This is a genomic window from Pseudomonas sp. N040, assembly GCF_015637705.1.
Classification (GTDB): domain Bacteria; phylum Pseudomonadota; class Gammaproteobacteria; order Pseudomonadales; family Pseudomonadaceae; genus Aquipseudomonas.
On the sequence record NZ_JADOBE010000001.1, the window covers coordinates 98,834 to 117,993 of the forward strand.

Here is a 19,160-nt window from a genome sequence, read left to right on the forward strand (position 1 = left end):
GCGCCATTAAACGGATTTGGCCTTTAAGTGTCAAGCCGCCGCGCAAAATAAACCCGCTGCCAGGCCAGCCCTCAGGCGCTTGGCGGCACGTAGCCTTCGGCCTGGGCGTACTCCTGGCCGGAGAGGAACTTGTCCATTTCAACCTGCAGGAACTTGCGGTCCTCGGCGTTCATCATGTTCAGCCGGCGCTCGTTGATCAGCATGGTCTGATGCTTTTGCCATTCGTCCCAGGCCTTCTTCGAGACATGGTTGAAGATGTCTTCGCCCTTGGCTCCCGGGTATGGGGGGCGCTCAAGGCCGGGCAGCACTTCGTTGTACTTGCGGCAGGTTACGGTGCGGGTCATCGGGTTTCTCCGGCATTCAGGACGTCGGCGGCGCGCTTGAGCAGTGTCTTCACCGGGGCGGCGAGGCCCAGGCGCGGCGGGTTGGCGAGTTTATACCAGAGCCAGTCGGCCTCGGCCACGCCGCTGCCCAGCGGAGTGACCTGCATCAGCCAGGGCTGGATGGTCAGCTGGAAGTGGCTGAAGGTGTGCTTGAGCGCTGCCAGCGCCTGCGCCGGGCCGGGCTGCAGCGCGCGCGCCTCGAGCAATTCGTCGAGTGCCTGCAGGTCGGCCAGTTCGGGCAGGCTCCAGAGTCCGCCCCAGAGGCCGCTGGAGGGCCGCCGGTAGAGCAGCACCGCGCGCTCCGGGCTCACCAGCAGCGGCATCAGGGTGGATTTCTGCGGCAGGGCCTTGCGCAGCTTGCTCGCCGGCAAGCTGGCCTGGCGCCCGTGCCGCCGGGCCTGGCAACCGGACTGCAGGGGGCAGCGCGGGCAGTCCGGCTTGCTGCGGGTGCACAGGGTGGCGCCCAGATCCATCATCGCCTGGGTGTAGTGATTGACCCGCTGCGCCGGGGTGAAGCGCTCGGCGGCGGCCCACAGCTGCGCGGCTACCGCGGGCTCGCCCGGATAGCCATCGACGGCCAGGTAGCGCGCCAGCACCCGCTTGACGTTGCCGTCGAGAATCGCTGCGCGCAGGCCCATGCTCAGACTGGCAATGGCGCCGGCGGTCGAGCGGCCGATGCCGGGCAGCGCGGTCAGTTGCTCGACCGAACGGGGAAATTCGCCGGCGTGTTCGGCCACCAGCAGGCGCGCGGCTTTCTGCAGGTTGCGTGCGCGGCTGTAGTAACCGAGCCCGGTCCACAGGTGCAGCACTTCATCCTCGCTGGCGGCCGCCAGGGCCTCGACCGACGGCAGTGCCGCCATGAACCGTGGAAAGTAGTCGAGCACGGTACTGACCTGGGTCTGCTGCAGCATGATCTCCGAGACCCAGACCCGGTACGGGGTGATGTCCAGCTGCCAGGGCAGATCCTTGCGGCCGTGCCGGTCATACCAGGCGAGCACAGCCGCGGCGAACGGCTCGGGGCTCATTGGTTGAACAGGCCCTTGAGCGCGTCCTTGAGTTCCGGGCTGACCTTGTCGCCGAGCTTCTCGTCGATCTTGTTGCTGAGCTTCTCGCCCACGATCTTGCCTGCCACCTTGTTCATGCCGTCCTTGTCCAGGCGGCAGGCCTTGGCGCCGAGTTCCAGCGGGCCACGGCACTGCAGCGGCCATTCGATGCCGACGAACTGTTTGCTGACTTGGCAGGCGGGGTCGGGCATGGCGCCCTTGTCGCCTTCGATGATGACCCCCAGGCGGTAATCCAGCCCCAGGACGCGCAGGTCCAGGTCGCCATTGCCGCTGACCGCCAGGCCGGGAATGCTGGCTTGCAGATCCGGGTTGCTTGCCACGCCATTATTGATGGTCAGGCGGCCCTGCAGTTGCTGGAATGGCGTGTCCTTGCCGCGCGGGGTGCTGCTCAGGGTTTTCCGGTTGAGCGTGGCAATCCCGGTACAGAGTTGCTGCTCCAGATTGGCATCTACCAGCACGCCGTCATTGAGCTGGAAGTTCGCAGTGCCGTTGAGGCTGTCGATCAAGGTCTTCTCGCTGTCGCCACTGCTGCGCAGCTGGCTGTCCAGATCCAGACGGCCCCTGATTGGCGCCGGTTTGCCACTGATTTGCAGCAGGCTCTCGATCGGCAGGTTGCTCAGCTTGATCTGCCCGTCGAGCAGCGGGATTGCCGGACGCACATCCAGCCGGGAACTGCTGGCGAAACTGCCGCCCTGCAGTTCGCCGCGCAACTCGCTGATCTCGACCAGGCCATCCTTGCCGCGGAGCAGCAGGCTGGCATCCTCCAGCGGCAGCTTTTTCACGCCGAGCTCGGCGAAGTCCAGGTCGAGCTGCAGATCCAGCTGGCGCAGGCGCTCCACCGGGAACACCGGCGACTCGCTCCAGGCCTGCTGGGTCGGCGCCGCCGGCAAGGCGCTGTTGCCCTGCTTGCTGGCGCTGGCCAGGGTGGCTTTGACTTCGGCGGCAAGCGCACCGCCGCTGTCCCTGGCCACAGGCGGCAGATAGCGGTCGAGATCCAGATGGTCGGTTTTCAGCTGCAGGCGCACGGCTCGGCGGGTCAGGTCGGTGATTTCCAGCTGGCCGCTGCTGCTGCTGTCATCGAGCTTCAGCTTGAGCTCTTGCAGGGCCGGGGCGCCCAGGGTGCCGCCCAGGCGGCTGACCAGCTCGAAGCGGCTCAGGCTGGCCGGATCCGCCATGGGTGGCAGGGTAACGCCGATCCCGGTAAGAAAATCGCGCAAGTTGAGTTCGGCAATCGATAGGCCACCGCTCAGCCGGGGGGCCTGGCCGAGGTCGTAGACTTTGATCTCGCCCAGCGCGCGCAGCTGGTTGGCGGTCAGCTTCAGGCTGTTCCATTCGGCGATGCCGGCAGCCTGATCAAGCAGCAACTGGCCCTGGGTGGCAAAGGTCAGGGTTTTACCCTGCAGCGGTTCGCCGGACACTTCGCCACTGAGCTGGGCGTCTTCCAGCTGGTAGCGCTGCAGCTGGCGATCGAAGCGCAGCTTGGCGCTGAGTTCCGCCTGGCCGCGCAGCTGCGGCTCGCTGAGATTGAGGTGGGTGAACAGCTTGAAGGGGATCGCGCTGCTTTCGCGGATCGAGCCGCTGCTCAGCTGCAGGTTTTCCAGGGTGTAGTGCTTGCCGCTGCGGGCGTCGGCGTAGTCGATACTGGCATTGCGGATATTCAGGCTGTCGATATCCAGTTGCAGCGGCCGGGCGGCGTCCTTGGCCGGCGCGGCGGAGCCGGCCACTGCCGGGTTGGCCGCAGCCGTCAGCGCCGGCGCCGCAGACGCTGGCGCCGGACGACCCAGTCCCTCCCAGTTGCCACGCCCCTGCTGGTCGCGCTGCAGGTTCAGCCTGAGACCCTCGATGCGCACGTCGCTCATCTGCACTTCGCGGCGCAGCAGCGGCAGCACGCGCACCGAAAGCCCGAGCAACTGCAGGTCGGCAAACGGCTGTTGCGGGGTAGCCGCGCTGGCCAGGGTGGCGTCATGCAGTTCGATGCCCAGCCAGGGGAACAGGCTCCAGCCGATCGGCCCGTTCAGGGTCAGCTCGAGGTTGGCCTTGTCGCGCGCCAGTTGGCGGATCTCGTCCTTGTAGTCATTCGGGTCGATCAGGTGGGTAAGCGCAAAACCCAGGGTGACCAGAAGCACCAGAAGGCCGAGAAGAATGAGGCCAAACAGCCTGCCGAGCGATTTCATGCATGCATCCTTGATGGAATATCGGGGTAAGCGCGGTCGAGTATAACGCCGTCACCGCCGCCCTACAGCGTGCCGGCAAGGCGTTCGGCAATTGCCAGGCTGGCCGTCAGTCCCGGGGATTCGATACCGAACAGGTTGATCAGCCCGGGCAGGCCATGCACAGCGCTATCTTGGATGACGAAGTCTGCCGCCGGTTCCCCGGGGCCGCAAAGTTTGCTGCGCACCCCGCTGTAGGCCGGCTGCAGGCGCTGTGCGTCGAGTGCCGGGAAATAGCGGCGGATCGCCATGGCGAAGGCTTCGCCCCTACTCGCGTCGACCCGGTAGTCGAGCTGCTGCAGGTACTGCACATCCGGACCGAAGCGCAATTGCCCGCCAAGATCCAAGGTTGCATGGATGCCCAGCCCGGCGCTGTTGGCCTCGGGCAGCGGATAGATCAGCCGGCGGAACGGCGAACGGCCGCTGTAGCTGAAGTAATTGCCCCGGCACAGGTGCAGGCGCGGAATATGGGCAGCGGCAAGGCCTTCGGAGTGCGCCGCCAGCCGCTGGGCGAAAGCCCCGGCGGCATTGATCACCAGCCCGGCCTCCAGGGCGAAGGCCTCGCCCTGGCTGCTGCCCTCGACCCGCCAGCCGCTGGCGGCCCGCTGCAGGCGCTCGACCCGGCTGTGCAGGGCCAGCTGCGCACCGCGCTGCTCGGCACAGGCGAGCAGGGACTGCAGGTAGGCGTGGCTGTCGAGGATGCCACTGTCGGGCGAGAGCAGCCCGGCATGGGCACGCAGCGCCGGTTCGAGCGCGCCGACCTGCCGGGCATCCAGCACCTGCAACGACTCCACAGCGCAGGCGCGGGCATTGGCGTGCAATTGCTCCAGGCGCGCCTGTTCGGCCGGCTCGACCGCCACCAGCAGCTTGCCGAGGCGCTGGCACGCCACCTGATGCTGCCCGCACCAGGCGTACAGCCGCGCCCGCCCTTCGATGCACAGCTCGGCCTTCAGCGAGCCCGGCGGATAATAGATCCCGGCGTGAATCACTTCGGAATTACGGCTGGACGCGTGGCTGCCGACCTGCGCTTCCTGCTCGCAGATCAGCAGGCTGCGTCCCGCCGCGGCCAGGCGCGCCGCACAGGCCAGGCCGACGGCACCGGCGCCAATCACCAGGATGTCGATCCGCTCCACGCACACTCCACCGCGGCGCGCGCCGCAATTGTTCAGTCGAAAACCCGAGAATAGATCAAGCGCCGGACGGATTCGCCGGGAATCCGCGGCGTGGCCGCCGGCCTTGCCGGCGCTGAACGATTTCGCCCCCCGGCGCCGGCGCCGGTAGCCGCGTGCGGCGCGGCACGCCTATAATGGCGGCCTTTCCCGCGGGCAATTTCTGGAGCTGGTGATGGCCGAACGTACGGCATTCGTCGAGCGCAACACCCTGGAGACCCAGATCAAGGTCTCGATCAACCTGGATGGCAGCGGCAAGGCCAAGCTGGACATTGGCGTGCCGTTCCTCGAGCACATGCTCGACCAGATCGCCCGCCACGGCCTGATCGACCTGGACATCCAGTGCAAGGGCGACCTGCACATCGACGACCACCACACCGTGGAAGACGTCGGCATCACCCTGGGCCAGGCATTTGCCAAAGCGGTCGGCGACAAGCAGGGCATGACCCGTTACGGGCACTCCTATGTGCCGCTGGACGAGGCCCTGTCACGCGTGGTGATCGACTTTTCCGGGCGTCCTGGCCTGCAGATGCATGTGCCCTATACCCGCGCCACGGTGGGCGGCTTCGACGTGGACCTGTTCCAGGAGTTCTTCCAGGGTTTCGTCAATCACGCGCTGGTAACCCTGCACATCGACAACCTGCGCGGCTACAACAGCCACCACCAGATCGAGACCGTGTTCAAGGCCTTCGGCCGCGCCCTGCGCATGGCCATCGAGCTGGATCCGCGCATGGCCGGGCAGATGCCCTCGACCAAGGGCTGCCTGTAAGTGCAAACGGTAGCGGTAATTGATTACGGCATGGGCAACCTGCACTCGGTGGCCAAGGCGCTTGAGCACGTTGGCGCCGGTAAGGTGCTGGTGACCAGCGATGCAGCGGTGATCCGCGAAGCCGATCGCGTGGTGTTCCCCGGGGTCGGCGCGATCCGTGACTGCATGGCCGAAATCCGCCGCCTGGGCTTCGACCAGCTGGTGCGTGAAGTCAGCGCCGACCGGCCGTTTCTCGGCATCTGCGTGGGCATGCAGGCGCTGATGGAGCGCAGCGAGGAGAACGCCGGGGTCGACTGCATCGGCCTGTTCCCCGGCCAGGTACGCTTCTTCGGCAAGGACCTGGTCGAGGATGGCGAACGCCTGAAGGTGCCGCACATGGGCTGGAATGAAGTCACCCAGGTGCTCGACCACCCGCTGTGGCATGAAATCCCCGATCACGGCCGCTTCTACTTCGTGCACAGCTACTACATCGAAGCCGGCAATCCGGCGCAGGTGGTCGGGCGCGGTCACTACGGCAAGGATTTCGCCGCGGCGCTGGCCGAAGGCTCGAAGTTCGCCGTGCAGTTCCACCCGGAGAAGAGCCATACCCACGGCCTGCAGTTGTTGCAGAACTTCATTGGCTGGGATGGCCGCTGGTAACTCAACAGCCTGTAGGAGCCAGCTTGCTGGCGATCGGGCATGGCGAAATCGCCAGCAAGCTGGCTCCTACAATAATCGTGCTTGGCACAAGCATCAGGACATGACAAAGCAATGCTGATTATCCCCGCTATCGATCTGAAGGACGGCGCCTGCGTGCGTCTGCGCCAGGGCCGCATGGAAGATTCCACGGTGTTTTCCGACGACCCGGTGAGCATGGCCGCCAAGTGGGTCGAGGGTGGCTGCCGGCGCCTGCACCTGGTCGACCTCAACGGCGCCTTCGAGGGCCAGCCGGTCAACGGCGAGGTGGTCACCGCCATCGCCAGGCGCTACCCGCAGCTGCCGATCCAGATCGGCGGCGGCATCCGTTCGCTGGAAACCATCGAGCACTACGTGCGCGCCGGGGTCAGCTACGTGATCATCGGCACCAAGGCGGTCAAGCAGCCGGAGTTCGTCGCCGAGGCGTGCAAGGCCTTTCCCGGCAAGGTGATTGTCGGCCTGGATGCCAAGGACGGTTTCGTCGCCACCGACGGCTGGGCCGAGGTCAGCAGCGTGCAGGCGGTGGACCTGGCGCGACGCTTCGAAGCCGACGGGGTAGCGGCCATCGTTTATACCGATATCGCCAAAGACGGCATGATGCAGGGCTGCAACGTCGAGGCCACCGCGGCCCTGGCGGCGGCCAGCCGGATTCCGGTGATCGCCTCCGGCGGCATCCACAACCTCGGCGACATCGAGAAGCTGCTGCGCGCCCGCTCGCCGGGCATCATCGGCGCCATCACCGGCCGCGCCATCTATGAAGGCACTTTGGATGTCGCCGAGGCGCAGGCCTTCTGCGACAGCTTCAAGGGTTAAGTCGGGCGTAGGGTGGAAAACCGCGTAGCGTTTTCCACCATGAATTTCCCGGTGGAAATGGCTTGCGTCCGTTTTCCACCCTACTCGAGGACACCTTAATGGCACTGGCCAAACGCATCATTCCCTGCCTCGATGTCGACAACGGCCGCGTGGTCAAGGGCGTGCAGTTCGAGAACATCCGCGATGCCGGCGACCCGGTGGAAATCGCCCGCCGCTACGATGAGCAGGGCGCCGACGAGATCACCTTCCTCGACATCACCGCCAGCGTCGACGGCCGCGACACCACCCTGCACACGGTGGAGCGCATGGCCAGCCAGGTGTTTATCCCGCTGACGGTTGGCGGTGGGGTCAGGACTGTTCAGGACATCCGCAACCTGCTGAATGCCGGCGCCGATAAGGTCTCGATCAACACCGCGGCGGTGTTCAACCCCGAGTTCGTCGGTGAAGCCGCCGCGCGCTTCGGCTCGCAATGCATCGTGGTGGCCATCGATGCGAAGAGGGTCTCGCTCCCCGGCGAAACCCCGCGCTGGGAAATCTTCACCCACGGCGGGCGCAAGCCGACCGGGCTGGATGCGGTGCTCTGGGCGAAGAAGATGGAAGACCTGGGGGCGGGCGAGATTTTGCTGACCAGCATGGACCAGGATGGCGTGAAGAACGGCTACGACCTCGGCGTGACCCGCGCCATCAGCGAGCTGGTGGGCATCCCGGTGATTGCTTCCGGCGGCGTCGGCAACCTCGAACACCTGGCGGCCGGCATCCTCGAAGGCAAGGCCGATGCGGTGCTGGCGGCGAGCATCTTCCACTTCGGCGAGTACAGCGTGCCGGAAGCCAAGGCCTACCTGGCCAGCCGCGGCATCGTGGTGCGCTGATTCGGCGTAGCTGCAGGGCGGAAAACGGCAACGGCCTTTTCCACCATTGCACGGCTGGCGGGCATTCGCTTCGCGAGATGCCCACCCTGGGAATTAAACCGCGCCTGCCTACTTCGCGCCGCGGGTGACGTTCAGCCCCTTGAGCAGGCTGAGCGCCTGATTCAGCTGGTAGTCATCGTCCTGCGGCCGGGCAACCGGCGCGGCTGGCTTGCCGGTGGGCTTGTCGGCGCCGCCATTGCCGTTCCCCAGATGGCCGGCCAGATCGGCTTCCTTGTAGCTCTCGTGATCCTTTTCGCGGGTCACCTTGGCCGGTTTCACCTCGATATCCGGGGTGATGCCCTGGGCCTGGATCGAGCGTCCGTTGGGTGTGAAGTACAGCGCCGTGGTCAGCTTCAGCGCGCGTTCGTTGGTCAGCGGCAGCACCGTCTGTACCGAGCCCTTGCCGAAGCTCTCGGTGCCCATGACGATGCCGCGCTTGTGGTCCTGCAGGGCCCCGGCGACGATTTCCGAGGCGGAGGCGCTGCCGCCATTGATCAGGATGACCAGCGGGACATTCTCGCTGGCATCGCGCGGGTCGGCCGAGAAGCGCATCTCCGAATTGGGAATGCGGCCCTTGGTGTAGACGATCAGGCCCTTGCGCATGAAGTGGTCGGCCACCTCGACGGCCGCCTGCACCACCCCGCCGGGGTTGTTGCGCAGGTCGAGGATCAGGCCGTTGAGTTTCTTCCCAGCGTTTTCCTTCTTCAGACTGGCCAGCGCGCTGCCCACTTCGTCGCCGCTGTTGACCTGGAACTGGCTGATGCGCAGGTAGCCGTAGCCATCCTCCAGCAACAGGCTTTTCACACTCTTCACCGGGATACTGGCGCGGGTCAGCTCGAGGTCGAAGGGTTCGTCATCATTGCGCACCAGGGTCAGCTCGACCGTGGTGCCGACCTTGCCGCGCAGCAGGTCGACCACTTCCATCATCGACAGGTTGCCGGTCGGCTTGCCGTCGATCTTGACGATCAGGTCGCCCGGCTGGATGCCGGCCTTGGCTGCCGGGGTATCGTCGATCGGCGCAACCACGCGGAACATGCCGTCCTCCATGCCGACTTCGATGCCGATGCCGCTGAACTCGCCGCTGGTGTTTTCCTGCAGGTCGCGGAAATCCTCCGGGCCCAGGTAGCTTGAATGCGGGTCGAGGTTGCTGAGCATGCCCTTGATCGCATTCTCCAGCAGGGTCTTGTCATCCACCGGCTCGACGTAGGCACTCTTGATGCGGTCCAGCACCTCGGCAAAGGTGCGCAATTCGTCCAGCGGCAACTCGCCCCTGGCGCTGCTGGTGGCAGGGCTGGAAGGGGTCTCGGCAGCCTGGCTGGCAGCACTCCCCAGCAGCAGGGCAAGGCTCATGGCCAGCGGCGTGAGGCGAGGCAGATAGGGCATGTGAGACTCCTGATAAAGCGCGGGCTTACCCTTGCGCACGGCACCATTGCGCCGGGTTGGTCGGCCGGCCTTGCTGGCGAATGGCGAAATACAGTGCCGGGGTTTCCTGCCCGCCGCTGTTGCCGACGGTGGAGATCGCCTCGCCGGCCTTGACGAGATCGCCGGCGTTCTTCAACAGGCTCTGGTTGTGCCCGTAGAGCGTCAGGTAACCGTCACCATGGTCGACGATGACCAGCAGCCCGGCGCCACGCAGCCAGTCGGCAAACACCACCCGGCCGCCATACACGGCCTTCACCGGGCTGCCGGCGGCGGCGCTGATCATGACGCCATCCCAGGTGCTGCGCGAGTCGCCGCCGCGGGCACTGCCATAACGGGCCACCAGGCGACCATTCACCGGCCACGGCAACTGGCCGCGCGCCTTGCTCATCGGCCCGGCATAAGCGCTACCGGCAGCGGACACCAGCGGTCCGCCAGCCTCTGTTGCCGGGCTGGCCTGTTGCGCCAGCAAGGCCTGCTGGCGCGCCTCTTCGGCTTCACGGGCCTGGCGGGCCAGGGTCGCCTCGATGGACTTCAGCACCGCGGCGAGCGCTTCCTGCTCCTGCTGGCGCTCCTTCAGGCGGCGATCGCGCGCCGAGTATTCCTTGTTCAGCTTGGCCAGGGCGTTGCGCCGCTCCTGGCGCAGGCCGGCCAGCTGCGCGCGCTGCTCTTCGAGGGTCGCCTTCTGCTGCTGCAGCCGGGTTTGCTGGATGACGATGGCCTGCTCGACATTGGCCAGCTGGCGCAGGGTCTCATTGAAGGTGGCCAGCTGTTCCAGGCGCGCCTTGCCCAGGTATTCGTAGTAGGTCAGTGTGCGCGAGAATTTTTCCGGCTGCTGCTGGTTGAGCAACAGGCGCAAGGGTTCCTGGTCGCCGCCCTGGTAGGCGGCGCGCACCTGGATGGCAATCAGCTTCTGCTGTTCCTGGCGCGCGCTCTGCAGTTTCTTCTGCTCGTCATCCAGGCGCTTGAGTTCGGACTCGCTGTCCTTGAGTTCCTGCTGCAAGTCCCTGACCTGTTTCTCCAGGGTGCCCATCTCGGTTTCGGTCTTCTGCAGCGCCTGTTGCACGCTGGATTTTTCTTTCTGCAGCTGCTGCATGAGCTGCTGCAGCTCGGCGATATCCTTGCTCGCCTGCTCCAGCTGGCGCTGGGCATCGGCGCGTTCATCCGCCAGGGCCGGATTGAGCAGGGCGGCGAGCATTACGAGGAAGAGGGCGCGAAACATGGGCTGTGCGTTACCAGGCTGGAGAGCAGACCCTAGTATGCCTAAAAAACCAGCGAGCGGCTGCTAGGCGTGTGCGGATGCGCCGGGAGGCAAACCGCCCGGCGCATCCCGGCCTAGCGCAGCTCGACCAGTGAACGCCCGGTCATTTCGGCCGGCTGCGGCAGCCCCAGCAAGGCCAGCATGGTCGGCGCCACGTCGGCCAGCACGCCGCCTTCACGCAGGCTGAGCGCGCGCTGGCCGACATAGATGAAGGGCACCGGTTCGCAGGTGTGGGCGGTGTGGGCCTGGCCGGTGCAGACATCCTCCATCTGCTCGACATTGCCATGGTCGGCGGTGATCAGCGCCTCGCCGCCGACCTTGTCCAGGGCGGCGACGATCTGCCCGACACAGCGGTCCAGGCACTCCACGGCCTTGACCGCGGCGTCGAACACCCCGGTATGACCGACCATGTCGCCGTTGGCGTAGTTGACGATGATCACGTCGAAGCGCTGCTGCTCGATGGCTTCGACGATGCGCGCAGTCACCTCCGGCGCGCTCATCTCTGGCTGCAGGTCATAGGTGGCGACATTCGGCGACGGAATCAGGATGCGTTCCTCGCCCGGGAACGGCTCCTCGCGGCCACCGGAGAAGAAGAAGGTGACGTGGGCATATTTTTCCGTTTCGGCAATGCGCAGCTGGGTTTTGCCGTGCTTGGCCAGGTACTCGCCCAGCACGTTGTCCAGCGAGGTCTGCTGGAACGCGCTCGGCGCCGGAATGCTCGCGGCGTACTGCGTGAGCATGACGAACTCGGCCAGTTGCGCTGCACGGGCGCGCTCGAACTCCTTGAAGCCCGGCTCGACGAAGGCGCGGGTCAGTTCGCGGGCGCGGTCGGCGCGGAAGTTCATGAACACCACGGCATCGCCGTCCTCGACCCGCACCGGCGCACCGATAACCGTGCTTTTGACGAACTCGTCGCTTTCGTCGCGGGCATAGGCAGCCTGCAGGCCTTCGACCGCCGTGGCGGCGCTGAACTGACCGGCACCGTCGACGATCAGCTCATAGGCCTGGGCGACGCGGTCCCAGCGGTTGTCGCGGTCCATGGCGAAGTAGCGGCCAATCAGGCTGGCGATGCGGCCCTTGCCGAGGCGGGCAAAGGTGGCATCCAGCAGCTCGATGGACGCTTGCGCACTGCGTGGCGGGGTGTCGCGGCCATCGAGAAAGGCATGCAGGTAGATGTTCTCCGCACCACGCCGGGCGGCCAGTTCGGCCATGGCGACCAGATGCTCCTGATGGCTGTGCACGCCGCCATCCGAGAGCAGGCCGAGGATATGCACAGCCTTGCCGCGGGCCACCGCCTTGTCCACCGCGGTGCAGAGCACCGGATTCTGGAAGAACTCGCCATCGCGAATGGCCTTGGTCACCCGCGTGAAGTCCTGGTACACCACGCGCCCGGCGCCCAGGTTCATGTGGCCGACCTCGGAGTTGCCCATCTGTCCGTCCGGCAGGCCTACATCCATGCCGCTACCGGAAATCAGGCCGTGCGGCTGGGTGGCCAGCAAGCCATCGAGGACCGGAGTCCGGGCCGCGTGGATGGCGTTGTACTCGGTACTTTCACTGTGACCAAAGCCGTCGAGGATGATCAGCACCAAGGGTTTGCGCGTGGCAGTCATATGTTCTGGCTCGATTCGGGGGGTGGAGTGGGCGGGCATTCTAAATCCCGGGGCGTCTGGAGTCACCGCCAGACGGGGCTTGGCCGACCTGCGGGGCTGTGTATACTGGCCGCCATTTTAGCTTTGTGGAACCTCCCGATGCTTGCCCACCTGATTGAATTCGCCACTAATCACTACATTCTGAGCGGCCTGTTCGCTGCCGCCCTGGCTTTGCTGATCGTCTCCGAAACCCGGCGCGGCGGCCGCAGCATCTCCAACCGCGAGCTGACGGCGCTGGTCAATGGCGCACAGGCCGTCATCGTCGACCTGCGCGCGCACAAGGATTTCGCCGGCGGGCACATTGTCCAGGCGCTGAACATCCCCTTCGACAAGCTGGCCGAGCGCATGGTCGAGCTGGAAAAGCACAAGGGCAGCACCATCATCCTGGTCGATGCGATCGGCCAGCATGCCGGCTCGGCCGCGCGCGAGCTGAAAAAGGCCGGTTACGATGCGGTGAAACTGGCCGGCGGCATTTCCGGCTGGCGCGGCGACAATCTGCCTGTGGTGAAGTAAATGCAGGCGGTGGTCATCTACAGCTCGGCGTGGTGCCCGTTCTGCATCCGCGCCAAGCAGTTGCTGCAGAGCAAGGGCGTGGCCTTCGACGAGATCTGTGTCGATGGCCAGCCTGCGCTGCGCGCTGAAATGGCGCAAAAGGCCGGACGTACGTCCGTGCCGCAAATCTGGATCGGCACTACCCACGTCGGTGGCTGCGACGATCTGTATGCCCTGGAACGTGCCGGCAAGCTCGACGCGCTGCTGGGTTGATCCAACTTCCCGTTACCAACCTGTTTCAACTGACCAACAAGAAGGCTCTGCCATGACCGAACAAGCTACCAATTCCGCCGCCGAAGACCAGGCTCCACAGTTTTCGCTGCAACGCATCTATGTGCGCGACCTGTCCTTCGAGGCGCCGAAAAGCCCGGAGATCTTTCGCCAGGAATGGCGGCCGAGCGTAGAGCTGGACATCAACACCCGCCATCGCGTGCTCGAAGGTGATTTCCAGGAAGTCGTACTGAAGCTCTCGGTGACGGTGAAAAATGGCGAAGAAACCGCCTTCATTGCCGAAGTGCAGCAGGCCGGCATCTTCCTCATCAAGGGCCTCGATGCCAGCGCCATGAGCCATACCGTGGGCGCCTTCTGCCCGAACATCCTGTTCCCCTACGCCCGCGAGGCGCTGGACAACCTGGTGACCCGCGGCTCCTTCCCGGCGCTGATGCTGGCCCCGGTGAACTTCGATGCGCTGTACGCGCAGGAACTGCAGCGCATGCAGTCGGCCAACCAGATCCCGGCCTGACAACTGCCGGGTTGCCGAAAACGCCCTGCGGGGCGTTTTTTTTATGCCGCTGTGCCAGTTACCTGTCGGGTGCAATACGTAGGGTGGGCCTCAGCCCACCGATATCAGCGCGCGCTTTGTGGTGGGCTGAAGCCCACCCTGCGCCCCACCTCTTGCAGCCATGCAGTCAGCGCCAGCAAGCGGGTACCTGGAGCAGGCGAAAAAGCGGCCAGCTACAACCAAGCCCGTACCAACCCCGCTCAGGTCTCCAGCAGGAAAGTCACCGGCCCGTCGTTCACCAGGTGCACCTGCATGTCGGCGCCGAAGCGGCCGCTGGCCACCGGGTTGTGCTGCTGTTGCGCCCGCTGCAACAGGTAGTCGAACAGCGCTTCGCCGTGGGCCGGCGCGGCGGCCGTGGAGAAACCCGGGCGCAAGCCGCTGCGCGTATCGGCGGCCAGGGTGAACTGCGAGACCAGCAGCAGACCGCCTGCGACATCGCGCAGCGACAGGTTCATCTTGCCCTCGGCATCGGCGAACACGCGGAAATTCAGCAGCTTGTGCAACAGCTTGTCGGCAGCGGCCTGATCGTCCTGCGGCTGCACCCCGACCAGCACCAGCAGGCCCTGCTCGATGGCGCCCAGCACCTCGCCGGCCACCTCCACCCGCGCGCCGCGCACGCGCTGCAGCAGTGCCTTCATGCCTCGTCCAGCGGCAGGTCGAGCAGGCGATGGGCTATCTGGTCGGCGGCACGCACCAGCGCATCGGTAATCCCCGGCTCGCCGGCCGCATGCCCGGCATCGCGGATGATCTGCAACTCGCTGTTGGGCCAGGCCTTGTGCAGCGCCCAGGCATTGTCCAGCGGACAGATCATATCGTAGCGGCCGTGCACGATGACCCCCGGCAGATGGGCGATCTTCGGCATGTCTCGGAGCAACTGGTCGGTCTCGAGGAAGGCGTTGTGCACAAAATAGTGGCACTCGATGCGCGCGATCGCCAGGGCCCGCTCGTGGAAGCGCTCGACCACCTGCGGATTGGGCCGCAGGGTCGCCGTGCGGCCTTCCCAGCCGGACCAGGCCCGCGCCGCCTGCATCTGGGCAATCTCGTCAGGCCCGGTCAGGCGCTGGTGGAAGGCCTGCATCAGGTCGCCCCGCTCGTCGGCCGGGATCGGCGCCAGGTAGTCTTCCCAGTAATCCGGGAACAGGCGGCTGGCGCCCTCCTGGTAAAACCACTGGAAGTCCTGTGGCCGGCACAGGAAGATGCCGCGCAGGATCAGCGCATGCACCCGCTGCGGATGTTTCTGCGCATAGGCCAGCGCCAGCGTCGAACCCCAGGAACCGCCGAACAGCACCCACTTGTCGATCCCCAGGCGCTGGCGAATCAGCTCCATGTCCGCCACCAGGTCCCAGGTGCTGTTGTTTTCCAGGCTGGCGTGGGGCGTCGAGCGGCCACAGCCGCGCTGGTCGAAGGTGACGATGCGGTACAGGTTGGGGTCGAAGAAGCGCCGGCTCAGGGCATCGCAGCCGGCACCCGGGCCGCCATGGATGAACAGCACGGGCAAACCGGCGGGCGAGCCGCTCTCGTCGACATACAGCACATGCGGCTCGTCGACGGCCAGCGCATGGCGGGCATAAGGTTTAATCTCCGGATACAGCGTCTGCATGATGCACTCCCGAAACAGGCGGCGGTCTGATCTGACCTGGAAGCATAACGGAAACAGGAGCCCGGCATGGCGGTCCGCATCCTTGGATTGATCTGCATTTTCCTGCTCGGCGGATTCTCCGGCTGCACGCGCGACACGCCGGAGGCGGCTCTGGAAAGAGCGGTCAGCCTGCTGCAGGAGAATCTCGAAGCCAAGCGCAACAGCGCCGTGCTGGAACAACTGCACCCGCAGTTCCGCGCCCAGCAGCAGTACGAGCGCGACTGGGCCAAGCGCACCATGCTGTTGCTGTTCTTGCGCCACAAGAACGTCAAGGTCATCGCCCTCGGCAAACGCAGCCAGCTCGACCCGACTTTTCGCGACAGGGGCCGGACCACCGCCGAAGTCACCCTGGCCGGCGCCGAAGGCCTGATCCCGGACAGTGCCCGGCATTACCGCGTGCGCCTGGAGTGGTGGCTGGAAGACGGCGAGTGGCAGCTCGCGCGACTCGACTGGGAATAGCCCGCATGCGTCGCATGGAAATATCAACTTTTTTTGATATAGCAATTGCCCTGACCGGCCAAGCTGCCTAAACTGCGGCCGCATGAACCTCCCGGCGACCCTCCTCGAAACCACCAGCAGCGACCTGCTGGCCAGCCTGTGCAAGGCCGCCGGCGAGCCGTTGCGCCTGCACATCCTGCGCGCCCTGGCGAATGACTCGTTTGGCGTGCTGGAACTGGCGCAGATCTTCGCCACCGGCCAGTCGGGCATCAGCCACCACCTCAAGGTGCTGGCCCAGGCCGGCCTGGTCGCAACCCGTCGCGAAGGCACGGCGATCTTCTACCGCCGCGCGCTGGCGCAGAACGACGCGTTTGGCGGCAGCCTGCACAGCGCGCTGCTGGAGGAAGTCGACGCACTGCCATTGCCGGCCGCCGCAGAGGAGCGCATTGCCGCCGTGCATGCCCAGCGCGCCGCCGCCAGCCGCGACTTCTTCGCGCGCATGGCCGAGCGCTTCCAGGCCCAGCAGGATCTGATCGCCGGCCTGCCGCAGTACCGCGACAGCCTGCTGGCCCTGCTCGACTCGCTGAATTTTCCGGCCGCGGCCAGCGCCCTGGAAATCGGCCCCGGCGACGGCAGCTTCCTGCCGCAACTGGCGCAGCGCTTTGCCCGGGTAACCGCGCTGGACAACAGTCCGGCGATGCTCGAGATGGCCCGCCAGCGCTGCAGCAGCGAAGGCCTGCAGAACATCCGCCTGCAGCTGGCCGATGCCCTGCAGGCGGATGGCCTGGGCGCCGACTGCGTGGTGCTGAACATGGTGCTGCACCACTTCGCCGCCCCCGCCGAGGCGGTCAAGGCGCTGGCCGCCAGGGTCCACCCCGGCGGCAGTCTGCTGATCACCGAGCTGTGCAGCCACAACCAGAGCTGGGCCAGAGAGGCCTGCGGCGATCTCTGGCTGGGCTTCGAACAGGACGACCTGGCCCGCTGGGCCAGCGCCGCCGGGCTGTTGCCCGAAGACAGTGTTTACCTGGGCTTACGCAACGGTTTCCAGATTCAGGTGCGCCACTTCCGGCAACCTGCGGCAACCACCATCAATCCGTCACACAGGAATACGCCGAGATGAGCGAATACTCCCTTTTCACCTCCGAGTCAGTGTCCGAAGGACATCCGGACAAGATCGCCGACCAGATTTCCGATGCCGTACTGGACGCCATCATTACCCAGGACAAGCATGCCCGCGTGGCCTGCGAAACACTGGTCAAGACCGGCGTGGCGATTGTCGCCGGCGAAGTCACCACCAGTGCCTGGGTCGACCTGGAACAGATCGTCCGCGATGTGATCTGCGACATCGGCTACACCAGCTCCGAGGTCGGTTTCGACGGCGCTACCTGCGGCGTACTGAACATCATTGGCAAGCAGTCCCCGGACATCAACCAGGGCGTCGATCGCGCCAAGCCGGAAGACCAGGGCGCCGGCGACCAGGGCCTGATGTTCGGCTACGCCAGCAACGAGACCGACGTGCTGATGCCGGCGCCGATCTGCTTCAGCCACCGCCTGGTCGAGCGCCAGGCCGAGGCGCGCAAGTCCGGCCTGCTGCCGTGGCTGCGTCCGGACGCCAAGAGCCAGGTCACCTGCCGCTACGAGAATGGCAAGGTGGTCGGTATCGACGCGGTGGTGCTGTCCACCCAGCACAACCCGGAAGTGAAGTACGAAGACCTGCGCGAAGGCGTGATGGAGCTGATCGTCAAGCACGTGCTGCCGGCCGAGCTGCTGCACAAGGACACCCAGTTCCACATCAACCCGACCGGCCAGTTCATCATCGGCGGCCCGGTGGGCGACTGCGGCCTGACCGGGCGCAAGATCATCGTCGACTCCTACGGCGGCATGGCCCGGCACGGCGGCGGCGCCTTCTCCGGCAAGGATCCGTCCAAGGTCGACCGCTCGGCCGCCTACGCCGGCCGCTATGTGGCGAAGAACATTGTTGCTGCCGGTCTGGCCGAGCGCTGCGAGATCCAGGTGTCCTACGCCATCGGCGTGGCCCAGCCAACCTCCATCTCGCTGAACACCTTCGGTACCGGCAAGATCAGTGACGAGCAGATCATCGCCCTGGTTCGCGACATCTTCGACCTGCGCCCCTACGCCATCACCAAAATGCTCGACCTGCTGCACCCGATGTACCGGGCCACCGCCGCTTACGGACACTTCGGACGCACGCCGCAGCAGGTCAGCGTGGCTGGCGACAGCTTCAGTACCTTCACCTGGGAAAAGACCGACAAGGCCGACGACCTGCGCACCGCTGCCGGCTTCTGACCCGCCCACGCGGGGCCATGCCGACGCCAGACCCCGCACGGAGCACTACTGCCGCCTGCTGCCTGCCGCCCGCCACTCAGTGCGAGCGGAATTCCTGGTGGCAGGCCTTGCAGGCGGCCTCTACCCGGGCCTGGGCCGGCTTGACCGCCGCCGGGGCCAGCGGTTGTGCCTGGCTGGCCTGGAGCAACTCTGCCGTGCGTAGCTGCAGTGCCCGCGCCAGCTCCTGGAAGCGCTCCTGGCGCTGCCAGACGTCCGACTTTGCCGCGCTCTCTCCGGCATCCTGCACCTTGGGGAAGTGCTGCCAGGGTTGCTTCGACAGCCGCTCCAGCGCTTGCGCCTGCAGCTGGAAGCGCGCCGGGTCGAACTTCAGCCGTCCGCGCAGCATGCCGCCCAGCTCTTCGCTGGTTTTCAGCATTTGCTTGAAGATCGCCTGACGCTTGCCCAGCGGCGAGTCCGGATCGACGCCGCCACAGCCGGCCAGCAAGACAACCACGCAACAAAGCAGCAGGGAACGGCGCATCATGGCTCAGCCTGAATCGAATCGGGCGGCCAGTGTAACCGAAGGCCGCTGCCTCACTGCGCCGTTTGCGCAACTAATGCCGCGCAACGCTGTCAGACGGAAGTAGAATTCACCGTGGCCGCCTGTGCACAGCGCCTGCGTCTTTGGCAAACTGGGCCAGGCCATAAATCCAATAATGTAGCTACACAGGATCAGTAGCCGGTTGTCCACCGCGCTGTGCCCCCGCACCTGTGGCAGGCACTTAGTCTCGGTCGCGGCCAGCCGACCCGGCGCGCCAACGGCACTGATCCAGCCCAAGGATGCCCCATGAGCACAGCCAACGCCGTCACCCTGCGCCCCGCCCGCCGCTTCGACTTCAACAGCTTCCGCGACTTTCGCAACAGCTATGAGCGGGCACTCGACATCGCCGGCACCCGGCTGCTGATCGTCGACCTGCAGGATGTGCAGTACATCGACTCGGCAGCCCTCGGCATCCTGCTGCTGATGCGTGAGCGCGCCACGGCGGCCAACTGCACGGTAGAACTGCATAATTTGCACGGTGTAACGAAAGAAGTGCTGGAAATAGCCAATTTCCAGAAAATCTTCACCTTCCGTTAGGCCCCG

General features: G+C 65.7%; 21 protein-coding genes. 11 read left to right on the top strand and 10 right to left on the bottom strand.

The genetic code is table 11. The features are described from left to right. Nucleotides 1-71: 71 nt before the first annotated feature. The 4 genes from ISX93_RS00450 to ISX93_RS00465 all read right to left on the bottom strand — a co-directional run bounded on the left by ISX93_RS00450 (nt 72) and on the right by ISX93_RS00465 (nt 4,790). Nucleotides 72-344, bottom strand: coding sequence for an oxidative damage protection protein (locus ISX93_RS00450; protein ID WP_195776721.1), 273 nt, complete (start codon nt 342-344; stop codon nt 72-74). Next, nucleotides 341-1,408, bottom strand: a complete 1,068-nt coding sequence (mutY, locus tag ISX93_RS00455) for an A/G-specific adenine glycosylase (RefSeq protein ID WP_195776722.1) — start codon at nt 1,406-1,408, stop codon at nt 341-343. The genes ISX93_RS00450 and mutY overlap by 4 nt, the downstream gene beginning before the upstream one ends. Beyond that, a complete protein-coding gene (locus ISX93_RS00460) occupies nt 1,405-3,621 on the bottom strand; it encodes an AsmA family protein (RefSeq protein ID WP_195776723.1) in 2,217 nt (738 codons plus the stop codon). Before ISX93_RS00460 ends, mutY begins: the two co-directional genes overlap by 4 nt. A gap of 62 nt (nt 3,622-3,683) precedes the next feature. After that, entirely contained in the window at nt 3,684-4,790 is a 1,107-nt protein-coding gene (locus ISX93_RS00465) for an NAD(P)/FAD-dependent oxidoreductase (RefSeq protein WP_195776724.1), read from the bottom strand. 211 nt (nt 4,791-5,001) lie between these two features. On the opposite strand from ISX93_RS00465, the gene hisB reads away from it, so the two are divergent. The 4 genes from hisB (at nt 5,002) to hisF (ending at nt 7,952) form a co-directional block, all read left to right on the top strand. After that, the gene (gene hisB / locus ISX93_RS00470; protein ID WP_195776725.1) at nt 5,002-5,595 is read left to right on the top strand and encodes an imidazoleglycerol-phosphate dehydratase HisB; all 594 of its coding nucleotides are present in this window, start codon (nt 5,002-5,004) and stop codon (nt 5,593-5,595) included. Next, nucleotides 5,596-6,234, top strand: coding sequence for an imidazole glycerol phosphate synthase subunit HisH (gene hisH / locus ISX93_RS00475; RefSeq protein WP_195776726.1), 639 nt, complete (start codon nt 5,596-5,598; stop codon nt 6,232-6,234). 111 nt (nt 6,235-6,345) lie between these two features. After that, nucleotides 6,346-7,083 carry a 1-(5-phosphoribosyl)-5-[(5-phosphoribosylamino)methylideneamino]imidazole-4-carboxamide isomerase gene (hisA, locus tag ISX93_RS00480; RefSeq protein WP_195776727.1) on the top strand — a complete coding sequence of 246 codons (738 nt, stop codon included), beginning with the start codon at nt 6,346-6,348 and terminating at the stop codon, nt 7,081-7,083. Nucleotides 7,084-7,181: 98 nt separating this feature from the next. After that, on the top strand, nt 7,182-7,952 hold the full coding sequence (hisF, locus tag ISX93_RS00485) for an imidazole glycerol phosphate synthase subunit HisF (RefSeq protein WP_195776728.1): 771 nt from the start codon (nt 7,182-7,184) through the stop codon (nt 7,950-7,952). A gap of 108 nt (nt 7,953-8,060) precedes the next feature. On the opposite strand, the gene ISX93_RS00490 is transcribed toward hisF, so the two are convergent. The 3 genes from ISX93_RS00490 to gpmI form a co-directional block, all read right to left on the bottom strand. Further along, a complete protein-coding gene (locus ISX93_RS00490; protein ID WP_195776729.1) occupies nt 8,061-9,374 on the bottom strand; it encodes a S41 family peptidase in 1,314 nt (437 codons plus the stop codon). Nucleotides 9,375-9,399: 25 nt separating this feature from the next. Beyond that, nucleotides 9,400-10,632 carry a murein hydrolase activator EnvC family protein gene (locus tag ISX93_RS00495; protein ID WP_195776730.1) on the bottom strand — a complete coding sequence of 411 codons (1,233 nt, stop codon included), beginning with the start codon at nt 10,630-10,632 and terminating at the stop codon, nt 9,400-9,402. Nucleotides 10,633-10,745: 113 nt separating this feature from the next. Further along, nucleotides 10,746-12,281 (bottom strand): 2,3-bisphosphoglycerate-independent phosphoglycerate mutase, encoded by a 1,536-nt coding sequence (gene gpmI, locus ISX93_RS00500; RefSeq protein WP_195776731.1) that lies wholly within the window; start codon nt 12,279-12,281, stop codon nt 10,746-10,748. A 138-nt stretch (nt 12,282-12,419) separates the two neighbouring features. On the opposite strand from gpmI, the gene ISX93_RS00505 reads away from it, so the two are divergent. Genes ISX93_RS00505 through secB form a run of 3 tightly spaced genes read left to right on the top strand, consistent with a single transcriptional unit; the run spans nt 12,420 to nt 13,614 of the window. Continuing rightward, nucleotides 12,420-12,833, top strand: a complete 414-nt coding sequence (locus ISX93_RS00505) for a rhodanese-like domain-containing protein (protein ID WP_195776732.1) — start codon at nt 12,420-12,422, stop codon at nt 12,831-12,833. Further along, the gene (grxC, locus tag ISX93_RS00510) at nt 12,834-13,085 is read left to right on the top strand and encodes a glutaredoxin 3 (RefSeq protein ID WP_195776733.1); all 252 of its coding nucleotides are present in this window, start codon (nt 12,834-12,836) and stop codon (nt 13,083-13,085) included. It begins immediately after the preceding gene. A gap of 52 nt (nt 13,086-13,137) precedes the next feature. Further along, entirely contained in the window at nt 13,138-13,614 is a 477-nt protein-coding gene (gene secB / locus ISX93_RS00515) for a protein-export chaperone SecB (protein ID WP_195776734.1), read from the top strand. Nucleotides 13,615-13,853: 239 nt separating this feature from the next. On the opposite strand, the gene dtd is transcribed toward secB, so the two are convergent. After that, complete coding sequence (dtd, locus tag ISX93_RS00520; RefSeq protein WP_195776735.1) at nt 13,854-14,291, bottom strand: D-aminoacyl-tRNA deacylase; 438 nt, start codon at nt 14,289-14,291, stop codon at nt 13,854-13,856. Then, on the bottom strand, nt 14,288-15,253 hold the full coding sequence (pip, locus tag ISX93_RS00525) for a prolyl aminopeptidase (RefSeq protein WP_195776736.1): 966 nt from the start codon (nt 15,251-15,253) through the stop codon (nt 14,288-14,290). Before pip ends, dtd begins: the two co-directional genes overlap by 4 nt. A gap of 66 nt (nt 15,254-15,319) precedes the next feature. Between pip and ISX93_RS00530 the strand changes: the two genes are divergently transcribed. From ISX93_RS00530 to metK, 3 genes are all read left to right on the top strand, one after another. Then, on the top strand, nt 15,320-15,751 hold the full coding sequence (locus ISX93_RS00530; protein WP_195776737.1) for a hypothetical protein: 432 nt from the start codon (nt 15,320-15,322) through the stop codon (nt 15,749-15,751). Between the two features lie 82 nt (nt 15,752-15,833). Beyond that, nucleotides 15,834-16,850 carry an ArsR/SmtB family transcription factor gene (locus ISX93_RS00535; RefSeq protein ID WP_195776738.1) on the top strand — a complete coding sequence of 339 codons (1,017 nt, stop codon included), beginning with the start codon at nt 15,834-15,836 and terminating at the stop codon, nt 16,848-16,850. After that, nucleotides 16,847-18,037, top strand: coding sequence for a methionine adenosyltransferase (metK, locus tag ISX93_RS00540; protein WP_195776739.1), 1,191 nt, complete (start codon nt 16,847-16,849; stop codon nt 18,035-18,037). Before ISX93_RS00535 ends, metK begins: the two co-directional genes overlap by 4 nt. A gap of 76 nt (nt 18,038-18,113) precedes the next feature. Here the strand turns inward: metK and ISX93_RS00545 are convergent, their stop codons facing one another. Then, on the bottom strand, nt 18,114-18,560 hold the full coding sequence (locus ISX93_RS00545; protein WP_195776740.1) for a c-type cytochrome: 447 nt from the start codon (nt 18,558-18,560) through the stop codon (nt 18,114-18,116). Nucleotides 18,561-18,863: 303 nt separating this feature from the next. Between ISX93_RS00545 and ISX93_RS00550 the strand changes: the two genes are divergently transcribed. Beyond that, a complete protein-coding gene (locus ISX93_RS00550; RefSeq protein WP_195776741.1) occupies nt 18,864-19,154 on the top strand; it encodes an STAS domain-containing protein in 291 nt (96 codons plus the stop codon). Nucleotides 19,155-19,160 lie beyond the last annotated feature (6 nt).

Bases quoted from the DNA above. Each gene is read 5' to 3' on its own strand.
- ISX93_RS00450 (WP_195776721.1), bottom strand. From the start codon at position 344: ATGACCCGCACCGTAACCTGCCGCAAGTACAACGAAGTGCTGCCCGGC.
- mutY (WP_195776722.1), bottom strand. From the start codon at position 1,408: ATGAGCCCCGAGCCGTTCGCCGCGGCTGTGCTCGCCTGGTATGACCGG.
- ISX93_RS00460 (WP_195776723.1), bottom strand. From the start codon at position 3,621: ATGAAATCGCTCGGCAGGCTGTTTGGCCTCATTCTTCTCGGCCTTCTG.
- hisB (WP_195776725.1), top strand. From the start codon at position 5,002: ATGGCCGAACGTACGGCATTCGTCGAGCGCAACACCCTGGAGACCCAG.
- hisA (WP_195776727.1), top strand. From the start codon at position 6,346: ATGCTGATTATCCCCGCTATCGATCTGAAGGACGGCGCCTGCGTGCGT.
- hisF (WP_195776728.1), top strand. From the start codon at position 7,182: ATGGCACTGGCCAAACGCATCATTCCCTGCCTCGATGTCGACAACGGC.
- ISX93_RS00490 (WP_195776729.1), bottom strand. From the start codon at position 9,374: ATGCCCTATCTGCCTCGCCTCACGCCGCTGGCCATGAGCCTTGCCCTG.
- ISX93_RS00495 (WP_195776730.1), bottom strand. From the start codon at position 10,632: ATGTTTCGCGCCCTCTTCCTCGTAATGCTCGCCGCCCTGCTCAATCCG.
- gpmI (WP_195776731.1), bottom strand. From the start codon at position 12,281: ATGACTGCCACGCGCAAACCCTTGGTGCTGATCATCCTCGACGGCTTT.
- ISX93_RS00505 (WP_195776732.1), top strand. From the start codon at position 12,420: ATGCTTGCCCACCTGATTGAATTCGCCACTAATCACTACATTCTGAGC.
- grxC (WP_195776733.1), top strand. From the start codon at position 12,834: ATGCAGGCGGTGGTCATCTACAGCTCGGCGTGGTGCCCGTTCTGCATC.
- secB (WP_195776734.1), top strand. From the start codon at position 13,138: ATGACCGAACAAGCTACCAATTCCGCCGCCGAAGACCAGGCTCCACAG.
- dtd (WP_195776735.1), bottom strand. From the start codon at position 14,291: ATGAAGGCACTGCTGCAGCGCGTGCGCGGCGCGCGGGTGGAGGTGGCC.
- pip (WP_195776736.1), bottom strand. From the start codon at position 15,253: ATGCAGACGCTGTATCCGGAGATTAAACCTTATGCCCGCCATGCGCTG.
- ISX93_RS00530 (WP_195776737.1), top strand. From the start codon at position 15,320: ATGGCGGTCCGCATCCTTGGATTGATCTGCATTTTCCTGCTCGGCGGA.
- ISX93_RS00535 (WP_195776738.1), top strand. From the start codon at position 15,834: ATGAACCTCCCGGCGACCCTCCTCGAAACCACCAGCAGCGACCTGCTG.
- metK (WP_195776739.1), top strand. From the start codon at position 16,847: ATGAGCGAATACTCCCTTTTCACCTCCGAGTCAGTGTCCGAAGGACAT.
- ISX93_RS00545 (WP_195776740.1), bottom strand. From the start codon at position 18,560: ATGATGCGCCGTTCCCTGCTGCTTTGTTGCGTGGTTGTCTTGCTGGCC.
- ISX93_RS00550 (WP_195776741.1), top strand. From the start codon at position 18,864: ATGAGCACAGCCAACGCCGTCACCCTGCGCCCCGCCCGCCGCTTCGAC.